The organism is Nocardia rhizosphaerihabitans, from assembly GCF_014646295.1.
Taxonomy (GTDB): domain Bacteria; phylum Actinomycetota; class Actinomycetes; order Mycobacteriales; family Mycobacteriaceae; genus Nocardia; species Nocardia rhizosphaerihabitans.
The window spans coordinates 448,146-474,549 of sequence record NZ_BMNE01000006.1 but is presented as its reverse complement, the minus strand read 5'-3'; the positions used below and the strand labels follow the sequence as shown (position 1 = coordinate 474,549).

The 26,404-nt window shown below is 67.7% G+C and carries 29 protein-coding genes and 1 tRNA gene; 14 read left to right on the top strand and 16 right to left on the bottom strand.

Going from position 1 to position 26,404, the window contains the following annotated elements; all coding sequences use genetic code 11:
- Nucleotides 1–4: 4 nt before the first annotated feature.
- The 4 genes from IEY60_RS35965 to IEY60_RS26600 all read right to left on the bottom strand — a co-directional run bounded on the left by IEY60_RS35965 (nucleotide 5) and on the right by IEY60_RS26600 (nucleotide 2,038).
- Nucleotides 5–334 carry a HepT-like ribonuclease domain-containing protein gene (locus IEY60_RS35965; RefSeq protein ID WP_229740133.1) on the bottom strand — a complete coding sequence of 110 codons (330 nt, stop codon included), beginning with the start codon at nucleotides 332–334 and terminating at the stop codon, nucleotides 5–7.
- Nucleotides 303–833: a helix-turn-helix domain-containing protein gene (locus IEY60_RS26610; protein WP_189033200.1), complete on the bottom strand. Its 531-nt coding sequence runs from the start codon at nucleotides 831–833 to the stop codon at nucleotides 303–305. Before IEY60_RS26610 ends, IEY60_RS35965 begins: the two co-directional genes overlap by 32 nt.
- Before the next feature lie 39 nt (nucleotides 834–872).
- Nucleotides 873–1,337 carry a winged helix-turn-helix transcriptional regulator gene (locus IEY60_RS26605; RefSeq protein WP_189033199.1) on the bottom strand — a complete coding sequence of 155 codons (465 nt, stop codon included), beginning with the start codon at nucleotides 1,335–1,337 and terminating at the stop codon, nucleotides 873–875.
- Nucleotides 1,338–1,411: 74 nt separating this feature from the next.
- A complete protein-coding gene (locus IEY60_RS26600) occupies nucleotides 1,412–2,038 on the bottom strand; it encodes a TetR/AcrR family transcriptional regulator (RefSeq protein ID WP_189033198.1) in 627 nt (208 codons plus the stop codon).
- Nucleotides 2,039–2,149: 111 nt separating this feature from the next.
- On the opposite strand from IEY60_RS26600, the gene IEY60_RS26595 reads away from it, so the two are divergent.
- The 3 genes from IEY60_RS26595 to IEY60_RS26585 are packed head-to-tail and all read left to right on the top strand — an operon-like array spanning nucleotide 2,150 to nucleotide 4,773.
- The gene (locus tag IEY60_RS26595; protein WP_229740132.1) at nucleotides 2,150–3,493 is read left to right on the top strand and encodes an alpha/beta hydrolase family protein; all 1,344 of its coding nucleotides are present in this window, start codon (nucleotides 2,150–2,152) and stop codon (nucleotides 3,491–3,493) included.
- 4 nt (nucleotides 3,494–3,497) lie between these two features.
- On the top strand, nucleotides 3,498–4,448 hold the full coding sequence (locus tag IEY60_RS26590) for a fumarylacetoacetate hydrolase family protein (protein WP_189033197.1): 951 nt from the start codon (nucleotides 3,498–3,500) through the stop codon (nucleotides 4,446–4,448).
- 10 nt (nucleotides 4,449–4,458) lie between these two features.
- Entirely contained in the window at nucleotides 4,459–4,773 is a 315-nt protein-coding gene (locus IEY60_RS26585; protein ID WP_189033196.1) for a hypothetical protein, read from the top strand.
- Between the two features lie 15 nt (nucleotides 4,774–4,788).
- On the opposite strand, the gene IEY60_RS26580 is transcribed toward IEY60_RS26585, so the two are convergent.
- The 6 genes from IEY60_RS26580 to aceE form a co-directional block, all read right to left on the bottom strand.
- The gene (locus IEY60_RS26580) at nucleotides 4,789–6,219 is read right to left on the bottom strand and encodes an acyl-CoA carboxylase subunit beta (protein ID WP_189033195.1); all 1,431 of its coding nucleotides are present in this window, start codon (nucleotides 6,217–6,219) and stop codon (nucleotides 4,789–4,791) included.
- Nucleotides 6,220–6,348: 129 nt separating this feature from the next.
- On the bottom strand, nucleotides 6,349–7,599 hold the full coding sequence (locus tag IEY60_RS26575; protein ID WP_189033194.1) for a KasA/KasB family beta-ketoacyl-ACP synthase: 1,251 nt from the start codon (nucleotides 7,597–7,599) through the stop codon (nucleotides 6,349–6,351).
- 10 nt (nucleotides 7,600–7,609) lie between these two features.
- Nucleotides 7,610–7,909 carry a meromycolate extension acyl carrier protein AcpM gene (acpM, locus tag IEY60_RS26570; RefSeq protein WP_019046010.1) on the bottom strand — a complete coding sequence of 100 codons (300 nt, stop codon included), beginning with the start codon at nucleotides 7,907–7,909 and terminating at the stop codon, nucleotides 7,610–7,612.
- A gap of 83 nt (nucleotides 7,910–7,992) precedes the next feature.
- Nucleotides 7,993–8,907, bottom strand: a complete 915-nt coding sequence (locus tag IEY60_RS26565; RefSeq protein ID WP_189033193.1) for an ACP S-malonyltransferase — start codon at nucleotides 8,905–8,907, stop codon at nucleotides 7,993–7,995.
- 127 nt (nucleotides 8,908–9,034) lie between these two features.
- Nucleotides 9,035–10,336, bottom strand: coding sequence for a PucR family transcriptional regulator (locus IEY60_RS26560; RefSeq protein WP_189033301.1), 1,302 nt, complete (start codon nucleotides 10,334–10,336; stop codon nucleotides 9,035–9,037).
- Between the two features lie 44 nt (nucleotides 10,337–10,380).
- Nucleotides 10,381–13,164, bottom strand: coding sequence for a pyruvate dehydrogenase (acetyl-transferring), homodimeric type (gene aceE, locus IEY60_RS26555; RefSeq protein WP_373291770.1), 2,784 nt, complete (start codon nucleotides 13,162–13,164; stop codon nucleotides 10,381–10,383).
- A gap of 359 nt (nucleotides 13,165–13,523) precedes the next feature.
- Between aceE and IEY60_RS26550 the strand changes: the two genes are divergently transcribed.
- The 10 genes from IEY60_RS26550 to IEY60_RS26505 all read left to right on the top strand — a co-directional run bounded on the left by IEY60_RS26550 (nucleotide 13,524) and on the right by IEY60_RS26505 (nucleotide 21,400).
- Complete coding sequence (locus tag IEY60_RS26550) at nucleotides 13,524–14,081, top strand: Rv2240c family protein (protein WP_189033191.1); 558 nt, start codon at nucleotides 13,524–13,526, stop codon at nucleotides 14,079–14,081.
- 117 nt (nucleotides 14,082–14,198) lie between these two features.
- Nucleotides 14,199–14,621, top strand: a complete 423-nt coding sequence (locus IEY60_RS26545) for a DUF3052 domain-containing protein (RefSeq protein ID WP_189033190.1) — start codon at nucleotides 14,199–14,201, stop codon at nucleotides 14,619–14,621.
- A 73-nt stretch (nucleotides 14,622–14,694) separates the two neighbouring features.
- On the top strand, nucleotides 14,695–15,159 hold the full coding sequence (locus tag IEY60_RS26540) for a peroxiredoxin (RefSeq protein ID WP_189033189.1): 465 nt from the start codon (nucleotides 14,695–14,697) through the stop codon (nucleotides 15,157–15,159).
- A 32-nt stretch (nucleotides 15,160–15,191) separates the two neighbouring features.
- Nucleotides 15,192–15,263 (top strand) — tRNA-Val (locus IEY60_RS26535).
- A gap of 149 nt (nucleotides 15,264–15,412) precedes the next feature.
- Entirely contained in the window at nucleotides 15,413–17,272 is a 1,860-nt protein-coding gene (locus IEY60_RS26530) for a hypothetical protein (RefSeq protein ID WP_189033188.1), read from the top strand.
- Nucleotides 17,269–17,454, top strand: a complete 186-nt coding sequence (locus IEY60_RS26525; protein WP_189033187.1) for a hypothetical protein — start codon at nucleotides 17,269–17,271, stop codon at nucleotides 17,452–17,454. The genes IEY60_RS26530 and IEY60_RS26525 overlap by 4 nt, the downstream gene beginning before the upstream one ends.
- Nucleotides 17,451–17,828 carry a hypothetical protein gene (locus tag IEY60_RS26520; protein WP_189033186.1) on the top strand — a complete coding sequence of 126 codons (378 nt, stop codon included), beginning with the start codon at nucleotides 17,451–17,453 and terminating at the stop codon, nucleotides 17,826–17,828. The genes IEY60_RS26525 and IEY60_RS26520 overlap by 4 nt, the downstream gene beginning before the upstream one ends.
- Nucleotides 17,825–19,153 carry a hypothetical protein gene (locus tag IEY60_RS26515; RefSeq protein WP_189033185.1) on the top strand — a complete coding sequence of 443 codons (1,329 nt, stop codon included), beginning with the start codon at nucleotides 17,825–17,827 and terminating at the stop codon, nucleotides 19,151–19,153. Before IEY60_RS26520 ends, IEY60_RS26515 begins: the two co-directional genes overlap by 4 nt.
- A 113-nt stretch (nucleotides 19,154–19,266) precedes the next feature.
- The gene (locus tag IEY60_RS26510) at nucleotides 19,267–20,454 is read left to right on the top strand and encodes an NAD(P)/FAD-dependent oxidoreductase (protein ID WP_189033184.1); all 1,188 of its coding nucleotides are present in this window, start codon (nucleotides 19,267–19,269) and stop codon (nucleotides 20,452–20,454) included.
- Between the two features lie 10 nt (nucleotides 20,455–20,464).
- Nucleotides 20,465–21,400 carry a sigma-70 family RNA polymerase sigma factor gene (locus IEY60_RS26505; protein WP_189033183.1) on the top strand — a complete coding sequence of 312 codons (936 nt, stop codon included), beginning with the start codon at nucleotides 20,465–20,467 and terminating at the stop codon, nucleotides 21,398–21,400.
- Between the two features lie 7 nt (nucleotides 21,401–21,407).
- Here IEY60_RS26505 and IEY60_RS26500 read toward each other — a convergent pair whose 3' ends face one another.
- Nucleotides 21,408–21,896, bottom strand: a complete 489-nt coding sequence (locus tag IEY60_RS26500; RefSeq protein ID WP_189033182.1) for a nitroreductase family deazaflavin-dependent oxidoreductase — start codon at nucleotides 21,894–21,896, stop codon at nucleotides 21,408–21,410.
- A 25-nt stretch (nucleotides 21,897–21,921) separates the two neighbouring features.
- The gene (locus tag IEY60_RS26495; protein ID WP_189033181.1) at nucleotides 21,922–23,094 is read right to left on the bottom strand and encodes an aromatic ring-hydroxylating oxygenase subunit alpha; all 1,173 of its coding nucleotides are present in this window, start codon (nucleotides 23,092–23,094) and stop codon (nucleotides 21,922–21,924) included.
- A gap of 99 nt (nucleotides 23,095–23,193) precedes the next feature.
- Between IEY60_RS26495 and IEY60_RS26490 the strand changes: the two genes are divergently transcribed.
- The gene (locus tag IEY60_RS26490) at nucleotides 23,194–23,787 is read left to right on the top strand and encodes a TetR/AcrR family transcriptional regulator (protein ID WP_189033180.1); all 594 of its coding nucleotides are present in this window, start codon (nucleotides 23,194–23,196) and stop codon (nucleotides 23,785–23,787) included.
- Here IEY60_RS26490 and IEY60_RS26485 read toward each other — a convergent pair.
- The 4 genes from IEY60_RS26485 to IEY60_RS26470 form a co-directional block, all read right to left on the bottom strand.
- Nucleotides 23,776–24,078: a hypothetical protein gene (locus tag IEY60_RS26485; protein ID WP_189033179.1), complete on the bottom strand. Its 303-nt coding sequence runs from the start codon at nucleotides 24,076–24,078 to the stop codon at nucleotides 23,776–23,778. The genes IEY60_RS26490 and IEY60_RS26485 overlap by 12 nt on opposite strands.
- Nucleotides 24,062–24,628, bottom strand: coding sequence for an RNA polymerase sigma factor (locus IEY60_RS26480; protein ID WP_189033178.1), 567 nt, complete (start codon nucleotides 24,626–24,628; stop codon nucleotides 24,062–24,064). Before IEY60_RS26480 ends, IEY60_RS26485 begins: the two co-directional genes overlap by 17 nt.
- A gap of 170 nt (nucleotides 24,629–24,798) precedes the next feature.
- Nucleotides 24,799–25,590 (bottom strand): class I SAM-dependent methyltransferase, encoded by a 792-nt coding sequence (locus IEY60_RS26475; protein ID WP_189033177.1) that lies wholly within the window; start codon nucleotides 25,588–25,590, stop codon nucleotides 24,799–24,801.
- A 99-nt stretch (nucleotides 25,591–25,689) separates the two neighbouring features.
- The gene (locus tag IEY60_RS26470; protein ID WP_189033176.1) at nucleotides 25,690–26,265 is read right to left on the bottom strand and encodes a DUF8020 domain-containing protein; all 576 of its coding nucleotides are present in this window, start codon (nucleotides 26,263–26,265) and stop codon (nucleotides 25,690–25,692) included.
- Between the last annotated feature and the right edge of the window lie 139 nt (nucleotides 26,266–26,404).

The following is a 26,404-nucleotide window of genomic DNA, read 5'->3' as shown; positions in this document are numbered from 1 at the left end:
TTCGCTAGTCAGTGGATCCGGCATCGCATCTGGCCCGAGCACTCGCGATCTCCTGCGCGAGTTGCCGATGCAGATCGGCGGCGTGTACTTCGACGACGGTCCACACGATGCTGTCGTCCACCAGCCAGTAGCTGTGCGCGATCCGATTGCGCATCCCCTTGATCAAGCGCCAGGGGATCTCGGGATGTTCGGAGAGCCACTCCTCGCCCATACGCTCGAGATCGGCAGCCAGGCGGATCACGCTGTATTGACAGGCACGGGCCACCGCGATGTCACCGTCATACGCTGGTCGGTTCGCTGGGTCACACGGCGAATTCCAGCGGAAGTCGGTCACGCTTGACACCGCGACGAAGGAGATCGTTCGAATCGACTTCGGTGGTTGTCACGACATCGACGGGACAGCCGAGAACGGCGGCGAGATCGTCATCGAGGCCGAGGATATCGAGGAGCGATGCACCCGGAGCAAGTTCGATGAGCAGGTCCAAATCGGAGTCGGGCCGATCGTCGCCGCGGGCGACCGAACCGAACAGCCAGACATTGGCGACCGGGTACCGACCGAGTACCGCATGGAATTCGGCTCGATACCGGTCGAGCAATTCACTGGGCCGCACAACATTGGCCAGGGCGGTGTCGAGCCGGAAACCAGCGGCAGCGAGCAACTGCTCGAGCATGGCCACAGACGGCTGCCTACGGCCGGACTCGATGGTGGCAACTGTGGATTGAGCGACATCCGCTCGGCGGGCGAGTTCACGCTGAGACAGCCCTCGACGACGACGAGCGTCGAGAACGAGTTTCGCTGCGGTCGTGCGCGGCGCGGAGCTCGAGGCGGCCATACTTCGATGATAGCGGATTCGCTATCATCGACCTATCCTTCAGGCCGGGCGCGATACCGCGGTGAGTCCGGGGCCCGGTTCCGGCACGATCTCGCGCGCCGTCACCTCGCGATGACACTCATCGCAGGTCAGCTTCGCATGGGCTTCGCCGCCGCACCCCTTGTGCCGGTATTCCACCGGCGGACCGTCCGGCGCCATGTACGCATCGCCCCAGTCCCGGATCGCCATCAGGATCGGGTAGATGGCGTGACCCTTCTCGGTCAGCCGATACTCCTCGTAAGCCCCGTCCTCAGCGGGTCGCTTCACCAGGATCTCGTGCTCGATGAGCCGATCCAGCCGATCCTGCAACCGGCTCCGCGAAATCCCCAGCGCACTCTGAAACGCATTGAACCGCCGCACCCCGGCAAAGCAGTATTTGAGCACCAGCAACGTCCACCGGTCCCCGAAGATCACCAGCGGCCGCGTGATCGAACACGGGACGTCAGCGAGTTCCTCATAGCGCACCCTGCCATTATGCGCGCCATGACCGCCCGGAGCGGCGAGTGTCGACACCGGCCGAAGGTGGTCGTGCCGGTTCCCTACTCGCCGGCAGCGCGCTCGGTTGCGACAGCGCCGGGCTGCAGCGCCGCCACCACATGGGAGGCCAGCTGGTCGACGAAGTCGGCACCGGCCGGCCGGCGAGCGAGCGTAGTACGGAAATGCAGGGGCCCGATGAGCAGTTCGAGAGCGAATCGCGCGTCGGTGTCCGGCGAGATCTCACCGCGTTCGACAGCACGATCGAACAGCGGCTGTACCGCGAGGAATCGACTGTCCCAGAACGCATTGCGCACTTCGGCCATCTCCTCGGTATCGGTGACGTAGGCGAGCGCCCGGGACAGACCCGCGCCCAGCGGCGTGTCGAGATAGGCCGCGAGTTCGGTGGCGAACTCGGCGAGGTCGCCCCGGAACGTGCCGGTATCGGGCAGAGGAAGTGCTCGCCGACTGTATTCGAGCAGCACGTCGAGGAGCAGGTTCTCGCGACTACGCCACCGCCGGTAGATGGAGCTGTCACGGACCCCCGCCCGGCGGCTGATGTCGGGAATCCCGACCCGATCGACGCCGTGCTCGATGATCGCGTCCAGCACCGCCCGGTGAACCGCCTCGCGAACGCGCGCCGACCGGCCCCCCGGTCGCCGCTGCGGCGCATCGTCGTCTGTCGTGGTCACACCTCGATCTTAAAGCAGATTTCCTTGCTTTTGATCAGCGGAGTGACTTAGCCTCACTGAAGCAGAAAGTTCTGCTTTTCTGAGGTAGCTGTCGGACTGAAGGGTTCACCGATGACATCGTTGTCAGCATGGGCGAAGAAGGTACTGGTCAGCGCGTGCGCACTGACCAGAACTACCGAGTACGCGACCCGCCGGGTTGGCCCCGCCCCGTTCCTGCCCGCGTTGTTCGTCGACCGGTTCACCCATCTGGGCGGGATCGCCGACGAGGAGTTCCGCGCGCAGCTGGATGGATGCCGATCCTTCGACGACGCGCGGTGGACCACCTACTGGCAGGCCATCGCCGAGCGGCATGTGGCCCGCGCGAACCAAGCACTGGCACAGCTCGGCGTTGCGGGAACCGACGAACTGCTCGCGACAGCCGACAGCGGGATACGGGAAGAGCTGGGTGCGCGATTGTCACCGGCGGTATCCGTGCTCGCGGACCGGGGCCCGGTGGCAGACCCGGATGCGGTGGCGAAGTTCTGCGCCGAGCACCCCGATGCAGCGCAATCCGCCGACGCGCTGGACGGCCTGATCAAGGCGATGGTCTACGAATTCGTCGCCGCGTGGCCGGGTTGGACACCGAGCCGGTTGACAGCTTACGAGCGGTCGCACCGGCTGGCCGAACTCGTCCTCACCTGTCTGGCTCCGGCGATGGATGTGTCCATCGAGCCGGTCCGAATTCCGGTCCCGGGTGGGGACGTGGTCCGCGGATACCTGACGTTCCCGCTCGATCCGGGTGCCGCCGAGATGCCTATCGTGCTGTGCAGCAATGGTCTCGAAGGAACCCTCGCGGAGCTGATGCTGCCGATGCTGACCCACCGCCATGCCGGGATGGCCCTGTTCGTCATGGAGATGCCCGGCACCTATTCCTACCGGCAGCCTGTGTCTCCCGACACGGAGCGGGTGTACTCGGCGGTCGTCGAGTACCTCGCCGCGGATCCGCGTGTGGACAGTGATCGCATCGGCATGCTGGGAGTCAGTTTCGGGGCCTATTGGGCAACCCGGATGGCCGCGGTCGATCCTCAGATCTCCGTCGCGGTCGCCAACGGCGCGCCCGCGTACCGCAGTTTCACCTCGGCTGCGGCGCTGGGTCTTCCGGAGATCATGGTGTCGACACTGCGCAACGCGACGGGATCGGCGAGCATCCATGAGATGGCGGGCAAACTGCGAAAACTGTCGCTGGCCCACCTGTACCGGCACATCGACGTTCCGCTCCTGGTCATCAACGGCGCCAACGACACCCTGCTGAGCACCCAGGACTCCATCGACATCGCCATCGGGGCGTCCGAGGCGCAGCTGGTGCTCTATGCCGACGACGACCACTGCGCGATGGGGCACGGCGAACAGTGGAGCGCACTGTCGGTGCGATTCCTTCGCGAGCACTTGGTCGTCGGTCAGAGCGTGGGATGCTGATCCGATGCATCAGCCGCTTCCCCTGCCCCGGATCCAGCGAATTCTCGACCGCACAGCCCGTCGGATCACGCTGCACGCCGACACCGGCGCCGGGTGGACGGCGATCGATGACTCCGGCGGTGACCTGCCTTCGTTCGTCGCCCCTGCGGCTTTCACCGAGGAGTACGAGATCTCCCGGTACGAGCTGCTGGGCGTTCCCGACGGGGCCTGTGTCCTGCCCGTCTGCCCGGTGTCGTTCCGCGATTTCATGCTCTACGAGAAGCACGCTGTCGATGCCGCGCGCGGCATGGCGCGTCGATTCGTACCCGCCGGTTACCGCCTCGGGCGGCTGTTCGAGACCCTGACCCGGCGCACATTCCCGCCCTACCGGCCCCACCGGCTCTGGAACGAACAGCCCATCTACTACATGTCCAACGCGTCGACGATGATCCCGTCGGGAATTCCGGTCAGCGGCCCTGGCTACAGCACGGCGCTCGACTTCGAGCTGGAACTGGGCGTCGTTCTTGGCGCGCCGCTGCGCGATGCGACCCCAGCGGAAGCACTCGCCGCGATCGGCACGGTCGTCGTCGTCAACGACTTCTCCGCGCGCGACGTCCAGTTGGCCGAAATGCGTTCCGGATTCGGGCCGCAGAAGTCCAAGCACTTCACCACCTCGATGTCGGCGACAGCGGTCGCCGGTTCGGCGGTCGCCGACCGGCTCGACTCGCTCACCGCGTCGGTGCAGATCAACGGGCACACGGTAGCTCGGACCGGCACTCAGGGCATGCGGCACAGTCTCGGCGCGGCGATCGCGCATGCTTCCCGGGGCGAACAGCTGTTCCCCGGTGAGCTGATCGCCACCGGAACGCTGCCCGGTGGCAGCGGGATGGAACTGGGCCGATGGCTCGTGCCCGGCGATGTCCTGCGGCTGGAGATCGACGGGATCGGTGTCATCGAGCACCTGATCCAAGAGTGAGGGCGCACTCGTGAACATCGATCAGGTTTCCGGCTCCGTGTATCACATCGGCGCCGTCCCACGGCTCGTCGAGCTCCTCGGTGTTCCTGTCTACACCGGCGCCGAGGAAGTCCGGCACGCCAAACGTGTGTACCTGCAACAGATCACGCCGGGGCAGATGGTGCGGACGCTGTTCGCGTCCGGCGGAGCGCGCTGGATGTCGCAGACCCTGCGCGCCGTCCGCGGCCGTGTCGGCACCAGCGTTCCGACCGCGGCAACGGCGCATCAGGTCGTCATCAGGAGCCGTTCGCCCGCAACCTACGTCGCAGCTTGGCGGCCATGCTAGTACGTCGTCGTCACATCACAGCGGGATGTTCTTGTGGTGGCTCTTGCGGGCCGGGGCCGAGGCCAGGGCCGCGGCGATGATGCTGCGGGTCTTGGCGGGGTCGATGACCTCGTCGACGACGCCGATGGCTACGGCGCGTTCGACGCCGCCCGCGATCTGCTCGTGTTCGGCGGTCAGGCGCTCGTGGAGGGCTTCGCGTTCCGCTTCGGGGGCGGCGGCGAGTGCCTTCTTGTGCAGGATGCCGACGGCGGCCTTGGCGCCCATGACGGCGACTTCGGAGCCGGGCCAGGCGTAGACGGCTGTGGCGCCGAGGGAGCGCGCGTTCATCGCGATGTAGGCGCCGCCGTAGATCTTGCGGGTCACCAGGGTGACGCGGGGGACGCGGGCCTCGGCGAACGCGTGCAGCAGCTTCGCGCCGCGGCGGACGACGCCCTCGAGTTCCTGGCCGACGCCGGGCAGGTAGCCGGGGACGTCGGTGACCACGATCAGCGGGATGCCGAACGCGTCGCACAGGCGCACGAAACGCGATGCCTTCTCGGCGCTTTCGGAGTTGAGGCAGCCGCCCAGGCGCAGCGGGTTGTTGGCGAGCACACCGACGGTGCGGCCACCGAGGCGACCGAGGCCGACAACCATGCTGCGGGCGTAACCACCCTGCAGCTCCTCGAAGGAGGATTCGCCGTCGACGTTGTCGAGCAGCTCGTGGATGATCGGCTTGACGTCGTAGGCGCGCTTGGGCGAGGCGGGCAGCATCGCCTTCAGGTCGACGTCACCGTGCTCGGCGACGGCCTGGTCGAACTCGCCCTGCTCGGCGAACATCGAGACCAGCCGACGGGCGCGATGCATGGCATCGGCTTCGTCGTCGGCGGCGATGTGGCACACGCCGGACTTCTTGAAGTGTGTGGTGGGCCCGCCCAGGGTCTCCATGTCGACGTTCTCGCCGGTCACCGAACGCACGACGTCCGGACCGGTGACGAAGACACGGCCCTCGGGGGCCATGATGACGATGTCGGTCAGCGCGGGACCGTAGGCGGCGCCACCGGCGGCGAAGCCGAGCACCACGGAGATCTGCGGGACCAGACCGGACGCGCGGACCATCGCCTCGAAGACCAGGCCGACCGCGTGCAGCGCCTCGACACCCTCGGCAAGGCGAGCGCCGCCGGAGTGCCACAGGCCGACGACCGGAATACCGGAGTCGATGGCGGTGTCGATCGCGTCGACGATGTGCTTGCAGCCCTCGACGCCCATCGCGCCGCCCATGACGGTCGCGTCCGAGCAGTAGGCCACGGTGCGGACACCGTCGACCTCGCCGATCGCGGCCAGTACGCCGGACTTGTCCCGCGGGTGCAGCGGAAGCACGGTGCCGGGGTCGAAGAATCGCTGAAGCCGGCCGAGCGGGTCACGCGGATCGGTCGTCGTGTCGTTAAACGCGGGAGCAATGATGGTCATCGCGTCGTCTCCTGCCTTCGAAGAGAGTTGCCGCTGCGGCGGCTGCGTATGGCGAACCGCCGGTGGGGGTCGAACCATGGAGTTGGTGCGACCCCCACCGGGGACCGTGAATGCAGTCGATCGGTGCGGCTATGCCCGACCGAAGGCGAGCGCGACGTTGTGCCCACCGAAACCGAAGGAGTTGTTGATCGCGTACTCGATTTCCTGGTGACGGGCCTGCCCGTGCACCACGTCGAGATCGATCGCCGGATCCTGGTTGTCCAGGTTCAGCGTCGGCGGAACGACGCCGTCCCTGATGGCGAGCACGGTGAGCACGGACTCGAGGGCACCGACGGCGCCGATCGAGTGGCCCAGTGCCGACTTCGGCGCGTACACCGAAGCGTGGTTGCCCACAGCCAAGTTGATCGCGTTGGCCTCGGCGGTGTCGCCGATGGGGGTCGCGGTCGCGTGGGCGTTGATGTGGGTGATGTCCTGCTTGGTCAGACCGGCGGTCTGGATCGCGCGGGTCATCGCCCTGGCCGCACCGGTGCCCTCGGGATCGGGAGCGACCAGGTGGAAGCCGTCGGACGTGATGCCTGCACCCAGGAGTCGAGCGTGGATGGTGGCACCGCGAGCCTTGGCGTGCTCTTCGGTCTCGATGACCATGAGCGCGCCCGCTTCGCCGAAGACGAAGCCGTCACGATCCTTGTCGAACGGACGCGAGGCGCCTTTCGGATCGTCGTTGCGAGTGCTCATCGCCCGCATCATGGAGAACGCCGCGATCGGCACCGAGTCGATGAAGCCCTCGACGCCACCGGTGACGACGATGTCGGCGTCACCCATCACGATCATCCGCCACGCGTTGGCGATGGCCTCCGAACCCGACGAGCACGCCGAGACCGGAGTGACCACTCCCGCCCTGGCCTTCAGCTCGAGACCGACGACGGCCGACGGACCGTTCGGCATGACCATCTGAACAGCAAGCGGCGAGATCTTGCGGTAGCCGCCGTTCTTCAGCTTGTCGACCGAGTCGATCAGCGCGTCGCCGCCACCGAGGCCGGTGCCGATCGCGACGCCCAGGCGGTCGTGGTCGACCTCCGGGCTGCCCGCGTTCTTCCACACCTCGCGACCGAGGACGGTCGCCAGGCGCTCGACATACGCCATACGGCGGATCTCGACCCGGCTCAGCAGGGTGTCGGGGCTGACTTTCAGGTGACCGCCGATGCGCACCGGCAGGTCGTATTCCTCGATGAAGGAATCCTCGAGAACGTCGATTCCGCTCTCACCGTTGAGGAGTCCCTTCCACGTCGCATCGACATCACCCGCGATCGACGTGGTCGCCGCCATGCTGGTGACGACGACGTTGGGGAAATTCCCGTTCAAGGTGGAAGGAGTGGTCACTGGTTCAGCCCTACTCGGCGTCGAACTTGGCCTTGAGCTCCGCGGCGGCGTCGGAATTCTCCGCCTCGAGCTTCTGGATGTAGGAGACAGCGTCACCCACGGTCTTCAGGCTGGCAAGGTCCTCGTCGGGGATCTTGACGCCGTACTTGTCCTCGGTCTGCACAGCGATCTCGACCATGGACAGCGAGTCGATGTCCAGGTCGTCGACGAAGGACTTCTCGATGGTCACCTCGGAGGGTTCGATACCCGTAACCTCTTCGATGATCTTGCCGAGTTCTTCGACGATCTGTTCCTGGGTCAGAGCGGCCACTTTGGTGGCTCCCTTCTTGTTCTCATTTTGGAGGGGGGTCTTGAACGGCCGGCACCTCGTCGTGCGCGACCGCCGGTCGAAAGCTAGCCGGAGATGGTCAGTTCGACCAACGCGGGGAGGTCTTCCGGGGTCTTCAGGGCCAGGTTGGGCGTGCCCTTCAGTTCCCGCTTGGCAATGCCGACGAGGGTGCCCGCCGGCGGCAGTTCGGCCACGGCCGAGACAGCAGCCGCACGGACGGTCTCGGTGCACAGGTCCCAGCGCACGGGGCGGGTGACCTGAGCGGCGAGCTTGTCGATCGCGTCGGCGCCCGAGGTGACCGGCTTGCCGTCGAAGTTCGACAGCAGCGTCCGGATCGGGTCGCTCGGCGAGATCTGAGCGATGGCATCGGCGACAGCAGCCTGGGCCGGGGCCATGAAAGCGGTGTGGAACGCACCGGCGACGGGCAACGCGCGGACCCGTGCCTTCTCCGGCGGGTTCGCGGCGAGCTCCGCCAGAGCTTCCAGGCGACCCGCTGCCACGATCTGGCCGACCGCGTTGCGGTTGGCCGGGACGAGATCGAGTTCGGCGAGCCGTGCGAGCACGGTGGCTTCGTCGCCACCGAGCACCGCGGACATGCCGGTCGCCTCCTGCGCACACGCCTTGGCCATCTCCCGGCCGCGGATGGCGGCCAGGCTGACCGCCTCGTCGGCGGTGATGACGCCGGCGACAGCGGCTGCGGCGAATTCGCCGACCGAGTGTCCGGCGACGATGGTATCCGCCGGAATCGTCTCGGGGGCGATTTCGGCGAACGCGAGCAGGGCGGCGGCCACGACGAGCGGCTGGGTCACCGCGGTGTCGACGATCTCCTCGGCCGTCGCGGTGGTACCGAGACGGACCAGGTCGAGGCCGGCGGCCTTCGACCACAGCTCGAGGCGGTCAGTCGCACCGGGAAGGGCGAGCCAGGGCGCGAGCATGCCGGGTGTCTGGGACCCCTGTCCAGGGGTGAACAACGCGATCACTCCCTAAGAAAACACTGTGACCCCCGCCGCACGAGATGTCGGCGCGAATGAAGGTTTCGGACGGGTTTTGTAGGGGTCCCACAAAATCCGAGGTGGGGTGTCCCGATCGACCGATTCCCCAATCTCGTTACAGGGGCTCGTAGCCCACTGGGGTGGGCGGGGTTTCTGTGACGGAGGGTGATAATTCGTTATGCGTTCGTGTCAAACGGCCCACTGTGGCCGCGATCCGGAGCACATAAGCGTCTCGGGGATTCATGGGATCACGCCCGGTGATCTCGCCGATTCGTTTGAGACGGTACCGAACGGTATTTGGATGGACGTACAGCTGACGCGCGCACGTTTCTACTGCTCCACCACAATCCAGGTACGCGTCGAGTGTGTCGGATAACGAAGATCCGGCAGCAGCCAACGGGAGCACAAGATACTCGTTCAACGCCTCTATTGCAGCTCTATCGCCCAGCAGGGCCCGTTCCGGTAACAACTCCGAGGCGTGAACGGGCCTTGGCGCGGCCCGCCAGCCCACCACGGCCTCCATGCCTGCCAATGCCTCGATCGCGCTGGCGTGCGCGGCGCCAAGGGTGCGCATGGTCGGGCCGATCACCACCGGGCCCTCGGAGAACACATCGGCGAGCAGGTCGGTCAGGAACGGCGAGGCGAACCCGGCGTCACCCAGGTGCCCGCTGACGACCATCACCAGCCGCGCACCCTGCACCACCGCGAGCGCGGCCCTGCCGTGCCTGGTCGCGATGGTGTGCACCGCGCCGACGGTCGACACGCCCTGGTCCGCCGGCGGCGTACCGACCAGCACGGTGGCGGGCGCAGTGGCGTCCCAGTTCAACGTGGCGGCCCGGGAGAGCATGTCGGGACCCGTGTCGCCGCGGACGACCGCGTCGACCACCAGGGCCTCCAGGCGGGTATCCCACGCGCCGCGCGACTCGGCCGCGCTCGCGTACACCGAGGCGGCCGCGAAACCGAGCTCACGCCCGTACCGCAGCACCGCCTCGGTGAGCGCGACCAGCTGACGATCGTTGCGCGCCAGCGCGGGCAGCCACTGCTCGAAGAAGTCCATGGCCACCCGCACCATGTCCACGGTCTGGCGCAGCGTCAGCCGCCGCGCCAGATCCTGCGGAATGACCTGGAAAGCGTCCAGGCTGAAGCGGATATCGGAGTCGGGATCCTGCAACCACTCCAGGAAGTTCACGACCGCCGTCTGCACCAGCATCTGGACGCCCGCACGCTGCGCGGCGTCCAGATCGGCGAAGAACGGCAGCCGATCCTGCATCGACCCCACCGCCTCGGTGGACAGCCGGCCCGAGAACTGCTTGACCCGCTTGAGCAGCGTGTCGGGCAGCGGATCACGGGTCTGCCGATTCGGGGACAGTGCCCCCGTCGGCAGATAGACCTCGTGCTCGCTGGTGCCCTCGGTGATCCGACGGGGCCGCGGCGGTTTGCGCTCCACAGTCCAATAGTCCGCTACGCGAGTTCCTCGCCTGCGTCCGCACTCGGCTTCGGCGCGGCGGAGACGTCGTCGATGCGGTACTTCGCCGCCGCTTCGACCGCCTTCGCCTTGTCCAGCGTGCCGTCCTTGACCAGGCCTTCGAGCACCGCGACCACGATCGACTGCGCGTCGACGTTGAACACCCGGCGGGCGGCCGGGCGGGTGTCGGAGAAGCCGAACCCGTCGGTGCCCAGGGTGATGTAGTCGCCCGGCACCCACTGCCGGATCTGATCGGAGACCGCGCGCATCCAGTCCGTTGCGGCAACGACCGGGCCCTGCGTCGGCGCGAGCGCCTGGGTGACGTAGGGCACGCCCGGATCGGTGTCGGGGTGCTTGAGCGCCTGGATCTCCTTGTCGAGAGCCTCCCGGCGCAGCTCGCCGAACGAAGTCACCGACCACACGTCGGCCGACACACCCCACTCCTGCGCCAGGATCTCCTGGGCGCGCAGACCGTCGGGCACGGTCACCCCGGAGACCAGGATCTGCGCGCGGATGCTGCCCTCGCCGCCACGCTGGTACAGGTACAGACCCTTCAGCAGACCTTCGACGTCGAGGTCGTCGGGCTCGGCAGGCTGCTGGTAAGGCTCGTTGTACAGGGTGATGTAGTAGAAGATGTTCTCCCCGCCGAACGCGCCCTCCTCGGGCGGATTCGTGCCGGGCAGCGGGCTGTTCTCGGGAGTCACACCGCCGTACATCCGGCGCAGGCCGTCGCGCATGATGTGCGCGATCTCGAAGGAGAACGCCGGGTCGTAGGTCACCACGGCCGGGTTGGTCGACGCCAGCAGCAGCGACTGTCCGTCGTTGTGCTGCAGGCCCTCGCCGGTGAGCGTGGTGCGGCCCGCGGTGGCGCCGAGGACGAAACCGCGCGCCAGCTGGTCGGCGGCGGCCCAGAAGCTGTCGCCGGTGCGCTGGAAGCCGAACATCGAATAGAAGATGTAGAGCGGGATCATCGGCTCGCCGTGGGTGGCGTAGGAGGTGCCCGCCGCGGTGAAGGTCGCGGTGGAACCGGCCTCGTTGATGCCCTCGTGCATGATCTGGCCGACGGTGCTCTCCTTGTAGGCGAGCATCAGTTCCGCGTCGACCGAGGTGTAGAGCTGGCCGTTGCGGTTGTAGATCTTCAGTGTCGGGAACCACGAGTCCATGCCGAAGGTGCGGGCCTCGTCGGGGATGATCGGCACGATCCGCTTGCCGATCTCCTTGTCGCGCAACAGCTCCTTGACCAGGCGGACCAGCGCCATCGTGGTGGCGACCTTCTGCTTGCCCGAACCCTTGCGCACCGAGCGGTAGGCCTCGTCGCCGGGCAGCGTCAGCGGCTTGGCGGGCGAACGCCGCTCCGGAACGAAACCGCCGAGCGACTGACGCCTGCTCAGCATGTACTGGATGGCCGGGTTGTCCATGCCGGGGTGGTAGTACGGCGGCAGGTACGGATCCTTCTCCAGCTCGGCATCGGTGATCGGGATGCGCTGCAGATCGCGGAAGTCCTTGAGGTCCTGCAACGCCAGCTTCTTCATCTGGTGGGTGGCGTTGCGGCCCTCGAAGTGCTTGCCGAGGGTGTAGCCCTTGATCGTCTTGGCCAGGATCACCGTCGGCTGACCCTTGTGCGCCATCGCCGCTGCGTAGGCCGCGTAGACCTTGCGGTAGTCGTGGCCACCGCGCTTGAGGTTCCAGATGTCGCTGTCGGACATGTTCTGGACCAGCGCCTTGGTGCGCGGATCGCGGCCGAAGAAGTGGTCGCGCACGTAGGCGCCGTCGTTGGCCTTGTAGGTCTGGAAGTCACCGTCGGGGGTGGTGTTCATCAGATTGACCAGCGCGCCGTCACGGTCGGCGCCCAGCAGCGCGTCCCACTCACGGCCCCAGACCACCTTGATGACGTTCCAGCCCGCGCCGCGGAAGAACGACTCCAGCTCCTGGATGATCTTGCCGTTGCCGCGCACCGGACCGTCGAGCCGCTGCAGGTTGCAGTTGATCACGAAGGTCAGGTTGTCGAGCGCCTCGTTGGCGGCCACCTGGATCAGGCCGCGCGACTCCGGTTCGTCCATCTCACCGTCGCCGAGGAACGCCCAGACGTGCTGGTCGGAGGTGTCCTTGATGCCGCGATCGGTCAGGTAGTGGTTGAACCTGGCCTGGTAGATCGCGTTCATCGGGCCCAGGCCCATCGACACCGTCGGGAACTCCCAGAAGTCCGGCATCAACCGCGGGTGCGGGTACGACGGCAGGCCGTGGCCCGGTCCGCCGTGGCTGTATTCCTGCCGGAACCCGTCGAGCCGGTCGGTGCTCAGGCGCCCCTCCAGGAAGGCGCGCGCGTAGATGCCGGGCGAGGCGTGGCCCTGGATGTAGATGTGGTCGCCGCCGCCGGGATGGTCCTTGCCGCGGAAGAAGTGGTTGAAGCCCACCTCGTAGAGCGCGGCCGAGGACGCGTAGGTCGAGATGTGGCCACCGACGCCGATGCCGGGGCGCTGCGCGCGGTGCACCATGATCGCGGCGTTCCACCGGATCCAGGCGCGGTAGCGGCGCTCGACTTCCTCGTCACCGGGGAACCACGGCTCGTTCTCGGTGGGAATCGTGTTCACGTAGTCGGTGGAGGTGAGCGCCGGAATCGAGACGCGGCGTTCGCCCGCACGCTCCAGCAGCCGCAACATCAGGTAGCGGGCGCGGCCGGGGCCTTCGCGGTCGAGCATGTCGTCGAAGGATTCCAGCCATTCGCTGGTCTCCTCGGGGTCGATATCCGGAAGATACGACGCCACTCCCTCGCGGATCACCCGGACCCGCTCACCGGTCGGTCTGGTGGCGGACTCGGCGCCTGCGGCGGGTGCCGCCGCGGCGGGATCGTTCGCGGAATTCGCTGACACAGAGTGGATCAGGTCGGTCAAATCTGCTCCTCGTACTGGGGGCTGAACTGCTTGTTGGCGTCGCTATCCCCGGGCCTGCCCGCTTGGTGTGCGGGCCACCCGTCACACATGTTTCGGGCGCACCCCCATCCTTACCGAAAAGGTGGCGCAGGTCATCCCTCCCGGGCAGGTACTGGGCGGTATTTCCCTGGACCGCGACGTGCCGGAGCATTCGCAGATCCACTAGGTTTGGCTGTGGGAACCACGTGAGCGAGAGGGATCGGACAACGATGAGGCTGCTGGACGCGCGCCGGCTCGGGCTGGCCTGTGCCGCTGTCGCCGTGACCGCCGGCATGGTCGTTGCCGGGTGTGCCGAGCAGGTGCCGGGCACGCCGACCACCGATCCCGCCGAGGTCGCCGCGTACCAGACCGAGGCGGCCGCGTCCTCGTCGGCCGCCGCGTCGTCCAAGGCCGCCGCCGCGCAGGCCAGGGCGATCAGCGACAACTGCACCCAGTTCCCCACCACCACCGGCGCCGGCGTGACCGCCTTCAACGAGTTCGTCACCGCGCACGACAGCAACGCCCCCGACTACGCCGCCAAGCGCGAGGCCGCCGCCACCACGCTCGACAACGCCGCGTTGAAGGTCGAGACCGCCGTCACCACCGCGGCGGGCGCGCTACCCGCCGATCTCGCGGAGAAGTTCACCGCCTACGTCGTCGCCGCCCGCGAGCTGTCCGCCGAGACGAGGAAGATGACCTACAGCTCGCAGGTGACCAAGCTCAACGACGCCAGCCGCAAGATCAACCAGGCCCGCACCGCGGTCCACGACGCCTGCCCGAGCCGCTGAATTCGCCCCGCCGACACGCGGCATACGGTCCCAATTCATCCGATCGGCTTGCGCTGCGGGCGATAACCATGTTCGCTTGCACCTATCTATTGTCGGCAGTTTAGGGAGGACACCACCGTGGTCGCCGCGGCGGACGCGCAGAACTACGCTCAGAAGCTTGGCATTTCTCACGGCTTGGTCGTTCAGGAATTGGGCTGGGACGAGGACACCGACGACGACTTGCGCGCCGAGATCGAGGAGGTCAGCGGCGGCGAGATGGTCGACGAGGACTCCGACGAGGTCGTGGACGCCGTCCTGTTGTGGTGGCGAGAAGGTGACGGCGATTTGGCCGACGAGCTGATGGATGCCATCGGCCCGCTGGCCGACGAAGGCTTCATCTGGGTCCTCACCCCCAAGACCGGTCAATCGGGCCATGTCGATCCGAGCGAGATCGCCGAAGCCGCACCCACGGCCGGCCTGACCCAGACATCCACCATCAGCCTCGGCAGCTGGACGGGCTCGCGCCTGGTCCAGCCGAAGGCACCGTCCAAACAGCGCTGAATCCGCCGTTCGCTAGGGTCTCAGTTGGGCGAGAACGCTCGGCTGGGACCCGACACGACGGAGGATTCGTAGTATGCCGCTAGAAGTTGGCACTCTCGCGCCGGACTTCACGCTCAAGGACCAGAACAACCAGCCCGTCACCCTGTCGGATTACCGCGGCAAGAAGAACGTGCTGCTGGTGTTCTATCCGCTCGCTTTCACCGGCATCTGCCAGGGCGAGCTGTGCAAGGTCCGGGACGAGCTGCCCAAGTTCCAGAACGACGACGCCGAGATCATCGCGATCTCCGTCGGTCCACCGCCCACCCACAAGATCTGGGCAGCAGAACAGGGCTACCTGTTCCCCCTGCTGTCCGACTTCTGGCCGCACGGCGCCGTCACCCAGGCCTACGACGTCTTCAACGAGAAGTCCGGTTACCCCAACCGCGGCACCTTCGTCGTCGACAAGACCGGTCACATCACTTTCGCCGAGATGAACGGGCCCGGAGAGGCCCGTGACCAGGCGGCTTGGGAGAAAGCGCTCGCCGCGCTAGATTCATAAACCGTCACCGCCGGTTCCGACCGGCGGTGCCCGGGCGTATAGCTCAGCGGTAGAGCACTGGTTTTACACACCAGCGGTCGGGGGTTCGATCCCCTCTGCGCCCACCCACAGTTTCGCAGGCATCGATGTCGCCCTGTATCGCGAGTACTGAATCCAGTACCGCGATCCGCGCGGGGTATCCGAGCAATGCGGGTTTTCGAGATACTGTTCGATACCCCGCAGAACCGGGCGTTTCGACATCGGAGGAACCGCCGTGGCCACAGGACTGATCGATCCGACGACAAGACTGGTCGCGCAGGGCACCGAAGGCGGTGGCGCTGCCCTCGATCAAGTCGCGGTGATGACCGGCGCGGCCGCGGTGGTCGGCGCGGTTCTGCTGGTGGTGGCCTACCTGCATCGGACGCGGCGCATCACCTGGCTGGCGCGCCTGGCCGACTTCAGCGGTCGCATCATGAACCGTCCCGGCTGGGTGGCGCTGCCGATCGCGATGTTCCTCGCGACCATCCTGACCGCGTTCCTCGGCTTCATCTGGGATGTGAGCCTGCACGTCGGCAAGGGCCGCGATGCCGGACCGCTGGCCAACCCGGCGCACTACTTCATCCTGGTCGGCCTGTTCTTCCTTTTCATGGCCGGCATGCTGGCGATCGTGCTGCCGCTCGACGAGAAGCCGGGCAGTGCCGCGGTGCGGATCACGCGCGACTGGTACGCCCCCGTCGGCGGCATCTTGATCGCGGGTGCCGGTTTGTACGCGCTGATCGGTTTCCCGCTCGACGACATCTGGCATCGGCTGTTCGGCCAGGATGTCACGCTCTGGGGGCCGACCCACCTGATGCTCATCGGCGGTGCGGGGCTGTCGTTGATCGGCGTGCTGCTGCTCGAACTCGAAGGCCGATACAACCGGCCTGATCCCGAGCGGATCGACGGGCGGGTCTTGTGGGCGATTCAGGGATTCGCTTTCGGCGGCCTGGTGATCGGACTGTCGGTGTTCGGAGTCGAATTCGACTTCGGCGTCGAGCAGTTCCGGCTGGTGCTGCAACCGATGTTGATCGTCTTCGCCGCGACGATCGCCCTGATCTCGGCGCGGTTGACGCTCGGCCCGTTCAGCACGCTGCTGCTCGTTGCCTTCGCCTTCTGTGTGCGGTATGTCGTCGCGGTCCTCGTCGGGACCGGATTCGAGGCGCCGCGCAACGTGTTTCCGCTGTATCTCGGTGCCGCGATCGTGGTCGAACTGCTCGCCCTCCTGCCGCTGATTCGCCGCCCGCTCTGGTGGGGCGCGCTCACCGGGTTCGGTGTGGCGACGGTGGGTGTCTGGCTCGAATCACTGTGGATCGAGCGGATGTTCGTCAATCCCTGGGTCGCCGGGATGTGGCCGGAGCTGCTCGCCATGGCAGTGCCGGTCGGTGTGGCGGGCGGTGTGATCGGCGCGATGCTCGGCACCGTATTGCGCGGCGAGGCATTGCCCAGACCCGCGGTGCGGCGTGGCATCGTGGTCGCCGCCGTGGTGATCGCCGCGGCGGCGACGACGAACGGCCTGATCATCCGGGTACCGGAGAATGCGTCGGCCACCGTCACACTCACCGATGCCGCCCCCGCACAGGGCGGGCGGATGGTCACCGCCGACATCAGACTCTCCCCCGCGGATCTGATCGGTTCCGATCCCGAATGGGTGGAGATCCTGTCCTGGCAGGGCGGCACGGGCGACGACAGCCCGGGCCACGGCCTCGTCGTGGACAAGCTGCGCCGCATCGCCGACGACCACTTCGTTTCCACCCGACCCGTGCCTGTGCACGGCACCTGGAAGACGCTGCTGCGCCTGCAGGATGGGCGTATGCAGGCCGCGCTGCCGATCTTCATGCCGCTCGATCCCGGCATCGGCGCCGCGGAGGTGACAGCGCCCGCGAGCTTCACTCGGCCGTTCGTCGAGGAGATCACGGTGCTGCAGCGCGAGCGGTCCTTCGACCACCCGTCCTGGCTGATCGGCCTGGCGGGCCTGGTGGTGCTGGCGTGCAGCCTGGCCTTGATCGCGGCGATGTCGTGGGGCGCTGCCCGCATCAACGATCGCTATCTGGCGGCGGGCCGTTCACAGGGCCAGAAGGCAACGGCCCACACATGATTCGCCAGGACGGCGTCGATATTCTCGCCGACCACTCCCTGCTGCTGGCGATTCCGGCCTTCCTGCCCGCGATCGCGCTGGTCGGTCTGGTGCTGTTCATCGCGATGCGTGACCGTCACGCGGAGAAGCGCGAGAACGCAGACACTGAACCACCATCCGCGCAGACCGAGGAGAATCCGTGACCAATCGCCGGCTCCGGTACGGGCTACTCACCCTCGCGGTGGGATCGCTGCTCGTCGGCTGTGCATCCGGCGACCGGTCCGGGGCGAGCACCACTCCCGCGAGCGCATCCCGCACCGTCGACATCCGGATCGCGAACGGCACTGTCTCCCCGGCCAATACGCGCACCGAAGCCGAGGTCGGGGAACGTATCGTGTTGCGGGTCGACAGTGACACCGCCGACGAACTGCATGTCCACTCCGACCCCGCGCACACCTTTGCCGTGGCTGCGGCTTCCGGGCAGGAGTTCGGGTTCACCGTGACGGTGCCAGGCCAGGTGGAGATCGAACTGCATCACGCCGGACGGACGGTGACGACGCTGCTGGTCCGGCAGTGAGCTTCCTCGCCCACGGTCTCAGCGGCGCCGCCGACCTGCCGATTCCACTCACGTACGCGTTGATCGGTGGGGCGTGGGCGCTGACCTTCTCGTTCGCGTTGCTGTTCTTCGCCTGGCGCCAGCCACGATTGGACCCCTGCTCACCGGGATACGTACTGCCCCTGCCGGTCCGCCGGGTGATCGACGCACGCACGACGCGAACGATCATCGCCGCGGTGAGCGTGGCGGTGACCGCCTGCGTGATCGCCATCGCGGTGTTCGGCTCCGGGGATCCGGCCCGGAATCCGGTGCCCGGCGTGCTGTACATCGGCGTCTGGGTCGGGGTGATGGTGGCGTCCCTGCTGATCGGGCCGGTCTGGAAGGTCATCTCCCCCGCCAGAGCGATTCATCGATGGGGTTGCCTGCTGCTGCGGCGCCCGCCGGAACTCGGGCTTCTCCGCTATCGCGAGGAATGGGGGTACCGCCCCGCTGCGCTCGGCCTGTTCTCCTTCGTGTGGCTGGAATTGGCTTGGCGCGCGCCAGGATCGGTGGGTGCGGTGCTGACCTGGCTGCTCGGCTATCTGGTCGTGACCTCGATCGGGCTCGTACTGTTCGGCACCGTCTGGGCAGAACGGGCCGATCCGGTCGAGGTGTACAGCTCGCTGCTGGCGCACCTGAGCCCCTACGGGCGCGACCGCGCCGGACGGGCGGTGGTGCGGATGCCACTGAACAATCTCGCGGGCACTCCGGCACTCGCCGGTTCCGTGGCTGTGGCGGCGACGCTGCTCGGATCCACCGCCTTCGACAGTTTCTCCACCTTCCCGCGGTGGCGCGAGCTGGTCGACGATCTGGCGCCGGTCGTCGGCACGGAGCTGGTGCGCACGGCCGGGCTGCTGGTCTTCATCGGGGTGGTCGGCGGGCTGTTCTCCGTCGCCGCGCGTGCCACCGGCGGTGTGTCCCCCGCCGATCGCGCGTTGCTGCCGCGGCAGCTGGCCTGCAGCCTCACTCCGCTCGTCGCCGGCTATCTCATCGCCCATTACCTGACATTTCTGATCGAGAAAGGCCAGGCGACCGTCCTGCTGTTCGCCGACCCGCTCGATCGCGGCTGGAACATCGCCGGCCTCGCCGATCGAGAGGTCGCCTACGTGCTGTCGAGTCATCCGGGCGTGCTCGCCACCTGCACCGTGCTCGCCGTCCTCGTCGGTCACATCCTCGGCGTCGCCGCCGCCCACGACCGCTGCCTCGTCCTGCTCCCGCCACGCCACCGGCTGACCGGTCAGCTCGCGTTGATGCTGACCATGGTCGGTTTCACGTTCACGGGCCTGTATCTGCTGTTCGGAGGGTAGCGCTCTGCGCCCAGCAGCGACGGATGGGGAGTGGCGCACGTCACAACCCTCTCCTGTCAGTAATTCGCGGGCTGTCTCGTTCAGAGTGCACGCGAACCAGACAGGAGCGAATCATGCAGCATCGCATCGTCGTCCTCGGGGCCGGATACGCCGGCGCCTCCGCCGCCGGTTACCTGGCCCGCCAACTCCACCCCGACGACTTCGAGATCACCGTCGTCAACGCCGAACCCGATTTCGTCGAACGGTTGCGGTTGCATCAGCTCGCCGCCGGGCGCGAGCTGCGGCATCGACCGCTGGCGGAGGTGTTCGCGGGCACCGGGATCCGGCTGCGGGTGGCACGCGTGGCCGACATCGATCCCGTGCACCGCACCGTCACGGTCGTCGACACCGCGGGCACCGACCGAATCGACTTCGACACCCTCCTCTACACCCTCGGCAGCAGCGCCGACCAGTCCGTTCCCGGCGTCGCCGACCACGCCTTCCACGTGGCCGCGCGTCCGTCCGCGGTGCGCTTGCGCGCGCGTCTCGACGCGTTGGCCGAGGGTGGCAACGTCCTGGTCGTCGGCGGCAATCTGACCGCGATCGAGACCGCCACCGAGATCGCCGAGGCGCATCCACGGCTTGGGGTCGCCCTGGCCACCGGTGGCGAGCTGGGTGGCTGGCTCGGTCCGCAGGCTCGCAGGCACCTGCTGCGGGCATTCGACCGGTTCGACATCACCGTCCACGAGCACACCCCGATCGGGCGGGTCGAGCCGTCGACGGCGATCGGTACCGACGGCACCGTGCTCGCCGCCGATGCCACCGTGTGGGCCGCGGGATTCGCCGTGGCGCCGATCGCCGCCGATGCCGGACTCGCAGTGGAAGCCGACGGCCGGATCAGGGTCGACCGGCAGATGCGATCGGTGTCGCACCCGGGTGTCTACGTCGCCGGGGACAGCGTCTTCGTCCTCGGCGAGAACGGGCATCCCCTGCCGATGTCCTGCGCGTCCGCGGGGTTCACCGGCATGCAGGCGACCGCCACGATCATCGGTGACCTGACCGGGCGCAAGATCAAGTCGACCGCGTTGTCCTATGTCGGCAACCACATCAGCCTCGGACGCAAGGACGCCATCTTCCAGCTGGTCGACGGTGACGCCCGCGCGAAGTCCGGCGCCCTGCGCGGGCGCCCGGCGGCCCTGGTCAAGTCGGCGATCGTGGCGACCAGCGGCTGGGCCATCAGCCATCCGACCTTCGGAAAGCCGAGTCACCGATACCGCGCGGCCGGATCCAGAGATGGTTCGACCGAGGTCGTCGCAGGATAGATTCGTCCTCATGGACACAGCCACCGTGGCGCGTTTCGAGGCCAGCCGGAATCGGCTGGCCTCACTCGCCTATCGTCTCCTCGGCTCGGCCGCCGACGCCGAGGACACGGTGCAGGACGCGTTCCTGCGGTGGCAGGCCGCCGACCGGGAGTATGTCGAGGTGCCCGAGGCCTGGCTGACCAAGATCGTCACGAACCTGGCGATCGATCGGCTCCGTTCGGCGGCGGTGCGGCGCGAACGGGCGGTCGGGGCCTGGATGCCCGAGCCGTTGCTCGACGGTGATCCGATGCTCGGCCCGGCCGACACTGTCGAGCAACGGGAATCGGTGACGCTGGCCGTACTGACCCTGATGGAGCGGCTGTCGCCGGTGGAGCGCGCCGTCTACGTGCTGCGCGAAGCCTTCGCCTACAGCCACGCCGAGATCGCCGGCATGCTCGGCATCACCGAAGCCGCGAGTCAGCAGCACGGCCATCGGGCCCGGCGCCGAATCACCGCCGCGCGCAACGGAAACGACATCGATCGTGCCGCGGCGCACCGTATCGTGGCGGCGTTCGTCGACGCCGCGGCCTCCGGCCGGACCGAACGTCTGGTCGCGCTGCTCACCGACGACGCGACCGGCGTCTCCGACGGCGCCGGGCTGGCCGGGAGACTGATCCGGTACGCGAGCCCGGAACGGATCGCAGTCGCGATCCGCGCCGGATTCAAGCCCTCCGAGGCCAAACGGAGACTGGCCGGCGGCTCGCCGTCGATTCACGCCGCCGTGGTCAACGGCTGCCCCGCCGTGCTCGCCACGCTCGACGACCAGGTTCTCGGTGTGGTGGTCCTGGAGGTCAGGGACGGCAAGGTCGCAGGCACCCGCGGCATCGCCAACCGGGAACGACTGCAGCGCCTCACCCTGGAATGGCAACGCCAGGACCACGGTGCCCCGCTGATCGAATCCTGGTAGTCCGCGGTCAGGATTCAGCGCGGGGCTCGAGGATGACGACCGGGATCTCGCGCTCTGTCCACGACTGGTAGGTCGCGAAATCGGCGTAGAGGTCGACAAGCAAGGGCCACAACTCCGCTCGCCGTGTGGCATCGGCCACCACGGCACGAACGGCCCGGCGCTCGGAACCGATCTGGATGTGCGTGTCGGGATGCACGCACAGATTGCGATACCACTGTGGATGTTTCGGCAGCCCACCCTGCGAGGCGACCACGATGACGTCCTCGCCGTGCACCAGGTAGAGCAGCGGAACGGTGTACTGCCGGTTCGTGGTGCGCCCGCGATGTTCGAGCAGCAATGTCGGCACCGGTTTCCGGAAACCGGCGCCGATGCGCCACGTGCCGCCGATGCGGCCACCGGTGCGCCGATACACCGCGACCTGCGCGCGACCGACAAGTTTGAACAGCTTCGGCAGCAGCGGCGAGTCGAGCTGGCGAGGACGGGGCCGATGGGACATGTGCTTCTCCTGCAGGGGGTTTCGGTCAGCTCAGCGCGACGCCGAGCTCGGCGGCGAAGGTCTTGATCATGTGCTGCACGCCGATCTCGTTGCGGCCGATGATCATATGGTCGTGCTGGCCGTGCCGGACACCTTCGCCGCACTGGGGCAGCATGGCGAAGTCCTCGTCGCGGACCGCGGCGTGTACCTGCGCGTAGATGTTGTCGTAGACAACGCGCTGCTCGTCGGAGGTGGCCGGGATCTTGGCCATCCAGCTGTGCCGGACGGTGCAGCGGGTCGGCGCGCCCGCGGGCAGCATATCCAGGATCTCCACGCCGACGGGACTGTTGGCGAGCACCAGGTTCGGATAGATCCAGTAGATGACGCCCATGTTCATCAGCGGGTCCCACGAGCCGGTCGGATCCGAGTCGAGCGCAGTGATCCAGTTGAACGGGAATCCCATCCGATGGTGACGGCCGAAGGCGTCATGGGTGGAGGTGTTGGCCACCGTGTTCTGCCCGATCACGCTCTGGCCGTGGACGAACGGGAAGTGGTAGCTCTCGGCGAAGGCCTCGAGCGCGCCTTTCCAGCTGACCTCGGAGGTGAATTCGCGCTCGTCGTGATAGCCGTAGGAGGCGTAATCCAGTTGCGCCAGTTCAGGTCCCATGTCGCCGAGGTGCGCATCGATGTCGATGGCGCCGTCGGCGGAGAGCACCGCCCAGATGAAGCCGTGGCGTTCCTGGCTCGGCAGTTCGACCAGGCCGTAGTCGCCGCGATCCATCCCGGTGAAGCCCTCTGCGCCGGGGACGCCGGCCAGTTCGCCGGTATTGCGGTAGGTCCAGGCGTGATACGGGCAGGTGAAGCGGGTGGTGTTGCCGGAACCGCAGGCCGGTTGCGCGCCGCGGTGGCGGCAGTAGTTCAGCAGCACGTGCGCGGCGCCGTCGCGGTCACGGGTCACCAGCAGCGAGTCGCCGAGCACGGTGCGCACCACGTAGTCGTTGGGGTCGGGGATGCGCGCCGAGGGCACGATCATCAGCGGGGTGCGGCGCAGGATCTGCGATTCCTCGACCTCGGTGATCTTCGGGTCGCGGTAGTAGTGCAGCGGCACGCGCAGCGGGGTGGGCGCCATGTCGGTGGTGCGGTCGAGCACCAGGCGCAGGGCGCGACGGGTCAGGTCTTCGGTCAGCCCGGCGGCACCGGGCTCGATCTGGGCGGTCATGACAATGACCATACATATTGCCGTATGTGTATGGTCTGCTTTTCGGGTGAACGGTTCCCCGCTAGGGTCGGCGAGAACACCACGACCGGAGGGGATGCGATGCGCACACACGGCTGGTCGGGCACCACGCCGGCCGACGACACCGAAGCCGTCGAGCGCATCATCGCCGCCGCCCGCACCGCCATCGAGCGCAGCGGCGCCGACTTCACCATGGCCGAGATTGCCCGGGACCTCGGCGTCACCCGCCAAACGGTGTACCGCTACTTCGCCAACGCCGACGCGTTGCTGACGGCGACAGCCCTCACCGAGACCGGCCGCTTCCTGGATGTCCTCGCCGCCCACCTCGACCACCTGACCGACCCCGCCGAAGCCGTGGTCGAAGGCATCGCCTACACCCTCGAAAGCCTCACCGCGGACAAGTATCTCGGCCTGCTCTTGACCCCCGGCCGCGCCGGCGCCTCCTCCCCCGGCATCACCTCCGACACCGCATTGACCTTCGGCCGCTCGATCCTCGAACGCTTCGCTGTCGACTGGGCGGCCGCGGGCATCGACGACCGCCGTCTCGACGAACTCGTCGAACACATGCTGCGCATCGTGCAGTCCTTCGTCCTCGACCCGGGACGCCCACCCCGCCAGGGCGCCGACCTCCGCGCCTATCTCACCACGTGGGTCGCACCGGCACTACGAACCTGAGGCCTTCTCTCGCCGGCTGTCGTGTTCGGCGACGGTCAGTGTGCAGGCACCGTCCTCGCAGGTGCGTTGCAGTCGGCCCCGGGAGATCGTCTGCATCAGGCCGATCGCCCAGCACATCGGGCAACCGCGCAGGGCGACCAAGCCGATGGGGAGCAGGGCAAGGCTGAACGGGCCGAGGAGCGGGAGCAGGGCGATCGAGCCGATCAGGGCGCCGAAGCCGATGCCGCCGCGGGCGAGGTGTTTCGGGAGTGAGGTGCTCGCGAAGTCGGGGGTGTCAGGTGTGGTCGTCATTGTTTCCTCCAGGTGCTGGGGCGGCCTGTAGAGCTTGTCGAACCGTGGCGCGGGCGCGGTGCAGGCGCGATTTCATGGCCGCGGTGCTGAGGCCGAGCGCGTCGGCGACCATCCGGCCGCTGTGGCCCTGGATGTCGCGCATGATCAGGACGTGACGCTGGTCGGCGGGCAGGGTGGCGACCGCGGCCGCCACCCTGCCCGCTTCCAGACGTCGCAAGACCTCGTCCTCGGCCGAGGCGGCCACGGCGAGGTCCGGCAACGGCGTGTGGTCCCCGAGCCGTGCTCGCGCTCGCCGCAGGCACTCGTTGCGGACGATGCGGAACATCCACGACGCCAGTGCGCCGGAGGCCCGCAGCATCCCGATCTTGCGATACAGGATGATCAGCGCCTCCTGCGCGGCGTCCTCGGCGTCTTCCGGTGTGGCACACAGGGATCGGGCGAAGCGCTGGATGTTCGGGTGCGCCCCCGACACCAGCGCGGCGATCGAATCCACGTCGCCGCCCTGCGCCGCGACGATCAGCTGGTGGTCGGGCCAGGTCGACTCAGCCACGCCCGGCTCGTTTGCGCCGCACGACGACCATGCACGTGCACAGCGCCACCAGGCCGACCACAACACCGATTCCGATGATCACAACAAACCTCCGTATCCGGTCCCGACATTGTGTCGGGACAGAGATAAGAGGCAGCGGCCGGCCGAAAGGATTCAGCGCTCGGGCTAGCTCAACGACGGGCGGTGACGATCCAGGCCCGCGAATCGAAATACACGCCGCTCTCGCTCGTGTGCTCGGCGAGGGTGGCCCGCAACCGCGCGCGGGTTCGCTCGGCCGTGTCGGCGTCGAGGGCGGCGAACATGTCCTGGAATCCCTGCAGGCGGAGCAGATTGGCGAGGGCCGACTCGCTGTCCGCGCCGTAGTAGACCGGCTCGTGCACGTCGGTGAATTCGATGTCGGTGAAACCGGCCGCCGCCAGAACGGTTTCGGTGACGACCGGGTCGGCGAGGGCGAACGGGCCTGGACCGTCGGCCGGTGTCGCGGCGCGGATCCGCACCAGCGCGGACGCCCACTCGTTGCGGTCGTGCTCCTGCCAGACCAGCAGCACAAGCCGTGCGCCCGGCCGCAGCGCCCGTCCGATATTGGTGAACGCGGCGACCGGGTCGGCGAAGAACATCGAACCGAACCGGCTGATGCAGAGGTCGAAAGACGAGGGCGGGAACGGATGGACCTGCGCATCCGCCTGTTCGAAAGCGATATTGGTCAGCCGCTCGTCGTCGCTGAGGCGACGGGCCCGTTCGAGCATCGGCGCCGAGACGTCGACACCCAGGGCGCTCCCGTCGACGGCAGCGCGGGCGGCCTCCCGCGTGGTCAGGCCGGTACCGCAACCGATGTCGAGCACCCGGTCACGGGCGCCGACGCGCGCGGCGGCACGGAAGAGTGCGTTGTGCGGGCGCAGTTCCGCGTCGTAGTCGAACAGGTCGGTTTCGGCCGATTGCCGGGCACTGTGCTCATCGGGCATCGCCGTCACCGCGTCCTCTCGGGGTCCGAGGCTCCATCTCACCACGCCGCGCCGCCGGCGGGTGGTGGCCGACCCGCCGGTCGGCCACCACACCGTTCACTACGGCGTCGAGTAGCCGATGAGGGCGCCGATGCCCGCACCGATCGGGATGGTGACCAGGGCGCCGACTCCACCGAGGAAGAAGCCGAGGACCGCGCCGATACCCGCACCGATCAGGGCGCCGATGCCCGCGTTGTGCTGCTTGCGGGCGAGGGTGTCACTGGCTTCGTCGACGAAGGCGGCCATGTTGTCGGTAACCACGGCCGGCGCGGCGACGGGACGCAGGGTGACCGACTGGCCGTCGGCGGCGATACCCGCGGCGAGGTCGAAATTCCCTGCGCCGGTGACGATATGGGTCGGCACGGTGGCGACCACCCGGCCTGCCGGATCCGTGAGGGTCACCACGCCACCGGCGAGGCTGAAGGTGCCGTCGGCGACGGATGCGGTGAGCCCGGAGCCGTCGGCGAGCGGGCTCGCCGTGAACGCCACTCCCCCTTCGACTCCCTGGACGATCGGAACGGCTGCCGCTGGGCCGGCGTGTGCGGTGGTGGCCGCGAGGCCGAGTGCTCCTGCCGCGAGGACGGCGACCGCGCCGAATCGCCGTGCGCTGGAACTCGTTCGAGACGAGAGTGTCATCTTGCCCCTCCAGTCTGCCCGCCGAGATCGGCGGAACATACTCTGCTGGACCGGATCTCGATCCGCGAACATTTTCGCATCGTCAACGACCGAGGGGAACCCACCTGCGGTGATAACGGAAAAACATCACCAAATTTTC

Excerpts from the sequence above, each read along its gene's own strand:
- IEY60_RS26610 (WP_189033200.1), bottom strand. The coding sequence starts at position 833 with ATGGCCGCCTCGAGCTCCGCGCCGCGCACGACCGCAGCGAAACTCGTT.
- IEY60_RS26595 (WP_229740132.1), top strand. The coding sequence starts at position 2,150 with ATGACATCGTTGTCAGCATGGGCGAAGAAGGTACTGGTCAGCGCGTGC.
- IEY60_RS26590 (WP_189033197.1), top strand. The coding sequence starts at position 3,498 with ATGCATCAGCCGCTTCCCCTGCCCCGGATCCAGCGAATTCTCGACCGC.
- IEY60_RS26580 (WP_189033195.1), bottom strand. The coding sequence starts at position 6,219 with ATGACCATCATTGCTCCCGCGTTTAACGACACGACGACCGATCCGCGT.
- IEY60_RS26550 (WP_189033191.1), top strand. The coding sequence starts at position 13,524 with ATGAGGCTGCTGGACGCGCGCCGGCTCGGGCTGGCCTGTGCCGCTGTC.
- IEY60_RS26540 (WP_189033189.1), top strand. The coding sequence starts at position 14,695 with ATGCCGCTAGAAGTTGGCACTCTCGCGCCGGACTTCACGCTCAAGGAC.
- IEY60_RS26525 (WP_189033187.1), top strand. The coding sequence starts at position 17,269 with ATGATTCGCCAGGACGGCGTCGATATTCTCGCCGACCACTCCCTGCTG.
- IEY60_RS26510 (WP_189033184.1), top strand. The coding sequence starts at position 19,267 with ATGCAGCATCGCATCGTCGTCCTCGGGGCCGGATACGCCGGCGCCTCC.
- IEY60_RS26505 (WP_189033183.1), top strand. The coding sequence starts at position 20,465 with ATGGACACAGCCACCGTGGCGCGTTTCGAGGCCAGCCGGAATCGGCTG.
- IEY60_RS26500 (WP_189033182.1), bottom strand. The coding sequence starts at position 21,896 with ATGTCCCATCGGCCCCGTCCTCGCCAGCTCGACTCGCCGCTGCTGCCG.
- IEY60_RS26495 (WP_189033181.1), bottom strand. The coding sequence starts at position 23,094 with ATGACCGCCCAGATCGAGCCCGGTGCCGCCGGGCTGACCGAAGACCTG.
- IEY60_RS26490 (WP_189033180.1), top strand. The coding sequence starts at position 23,194 with ATGCGCACACACGGCTGGTCGGGCACCACGCCGGCCGACGACACCGAA.
- IEY60_RS26485 (WP_189033179.1), bottom strand. The coding sequence starts at position 24,078 with ATGACGACCACACCTGACACCCCCGACTTCGCGAGCACCTCACTCCCG.
- IEY60_RS26475 (WP_189033177.1), bottom strand. The coding sequence starts at position 25,590 with ATGCCCGATGAGCACAGTGCCCGGCAATCGGCCGAAACCGACCTGTTC.
- IEY60_RS26470 (WP_189033176.1), bottom strand. The coding sequence starts at position 26,265 with ATGACACTCTCGTCTCGAACGAGTTCCAGCGCACGGCGATTCGGCGCG.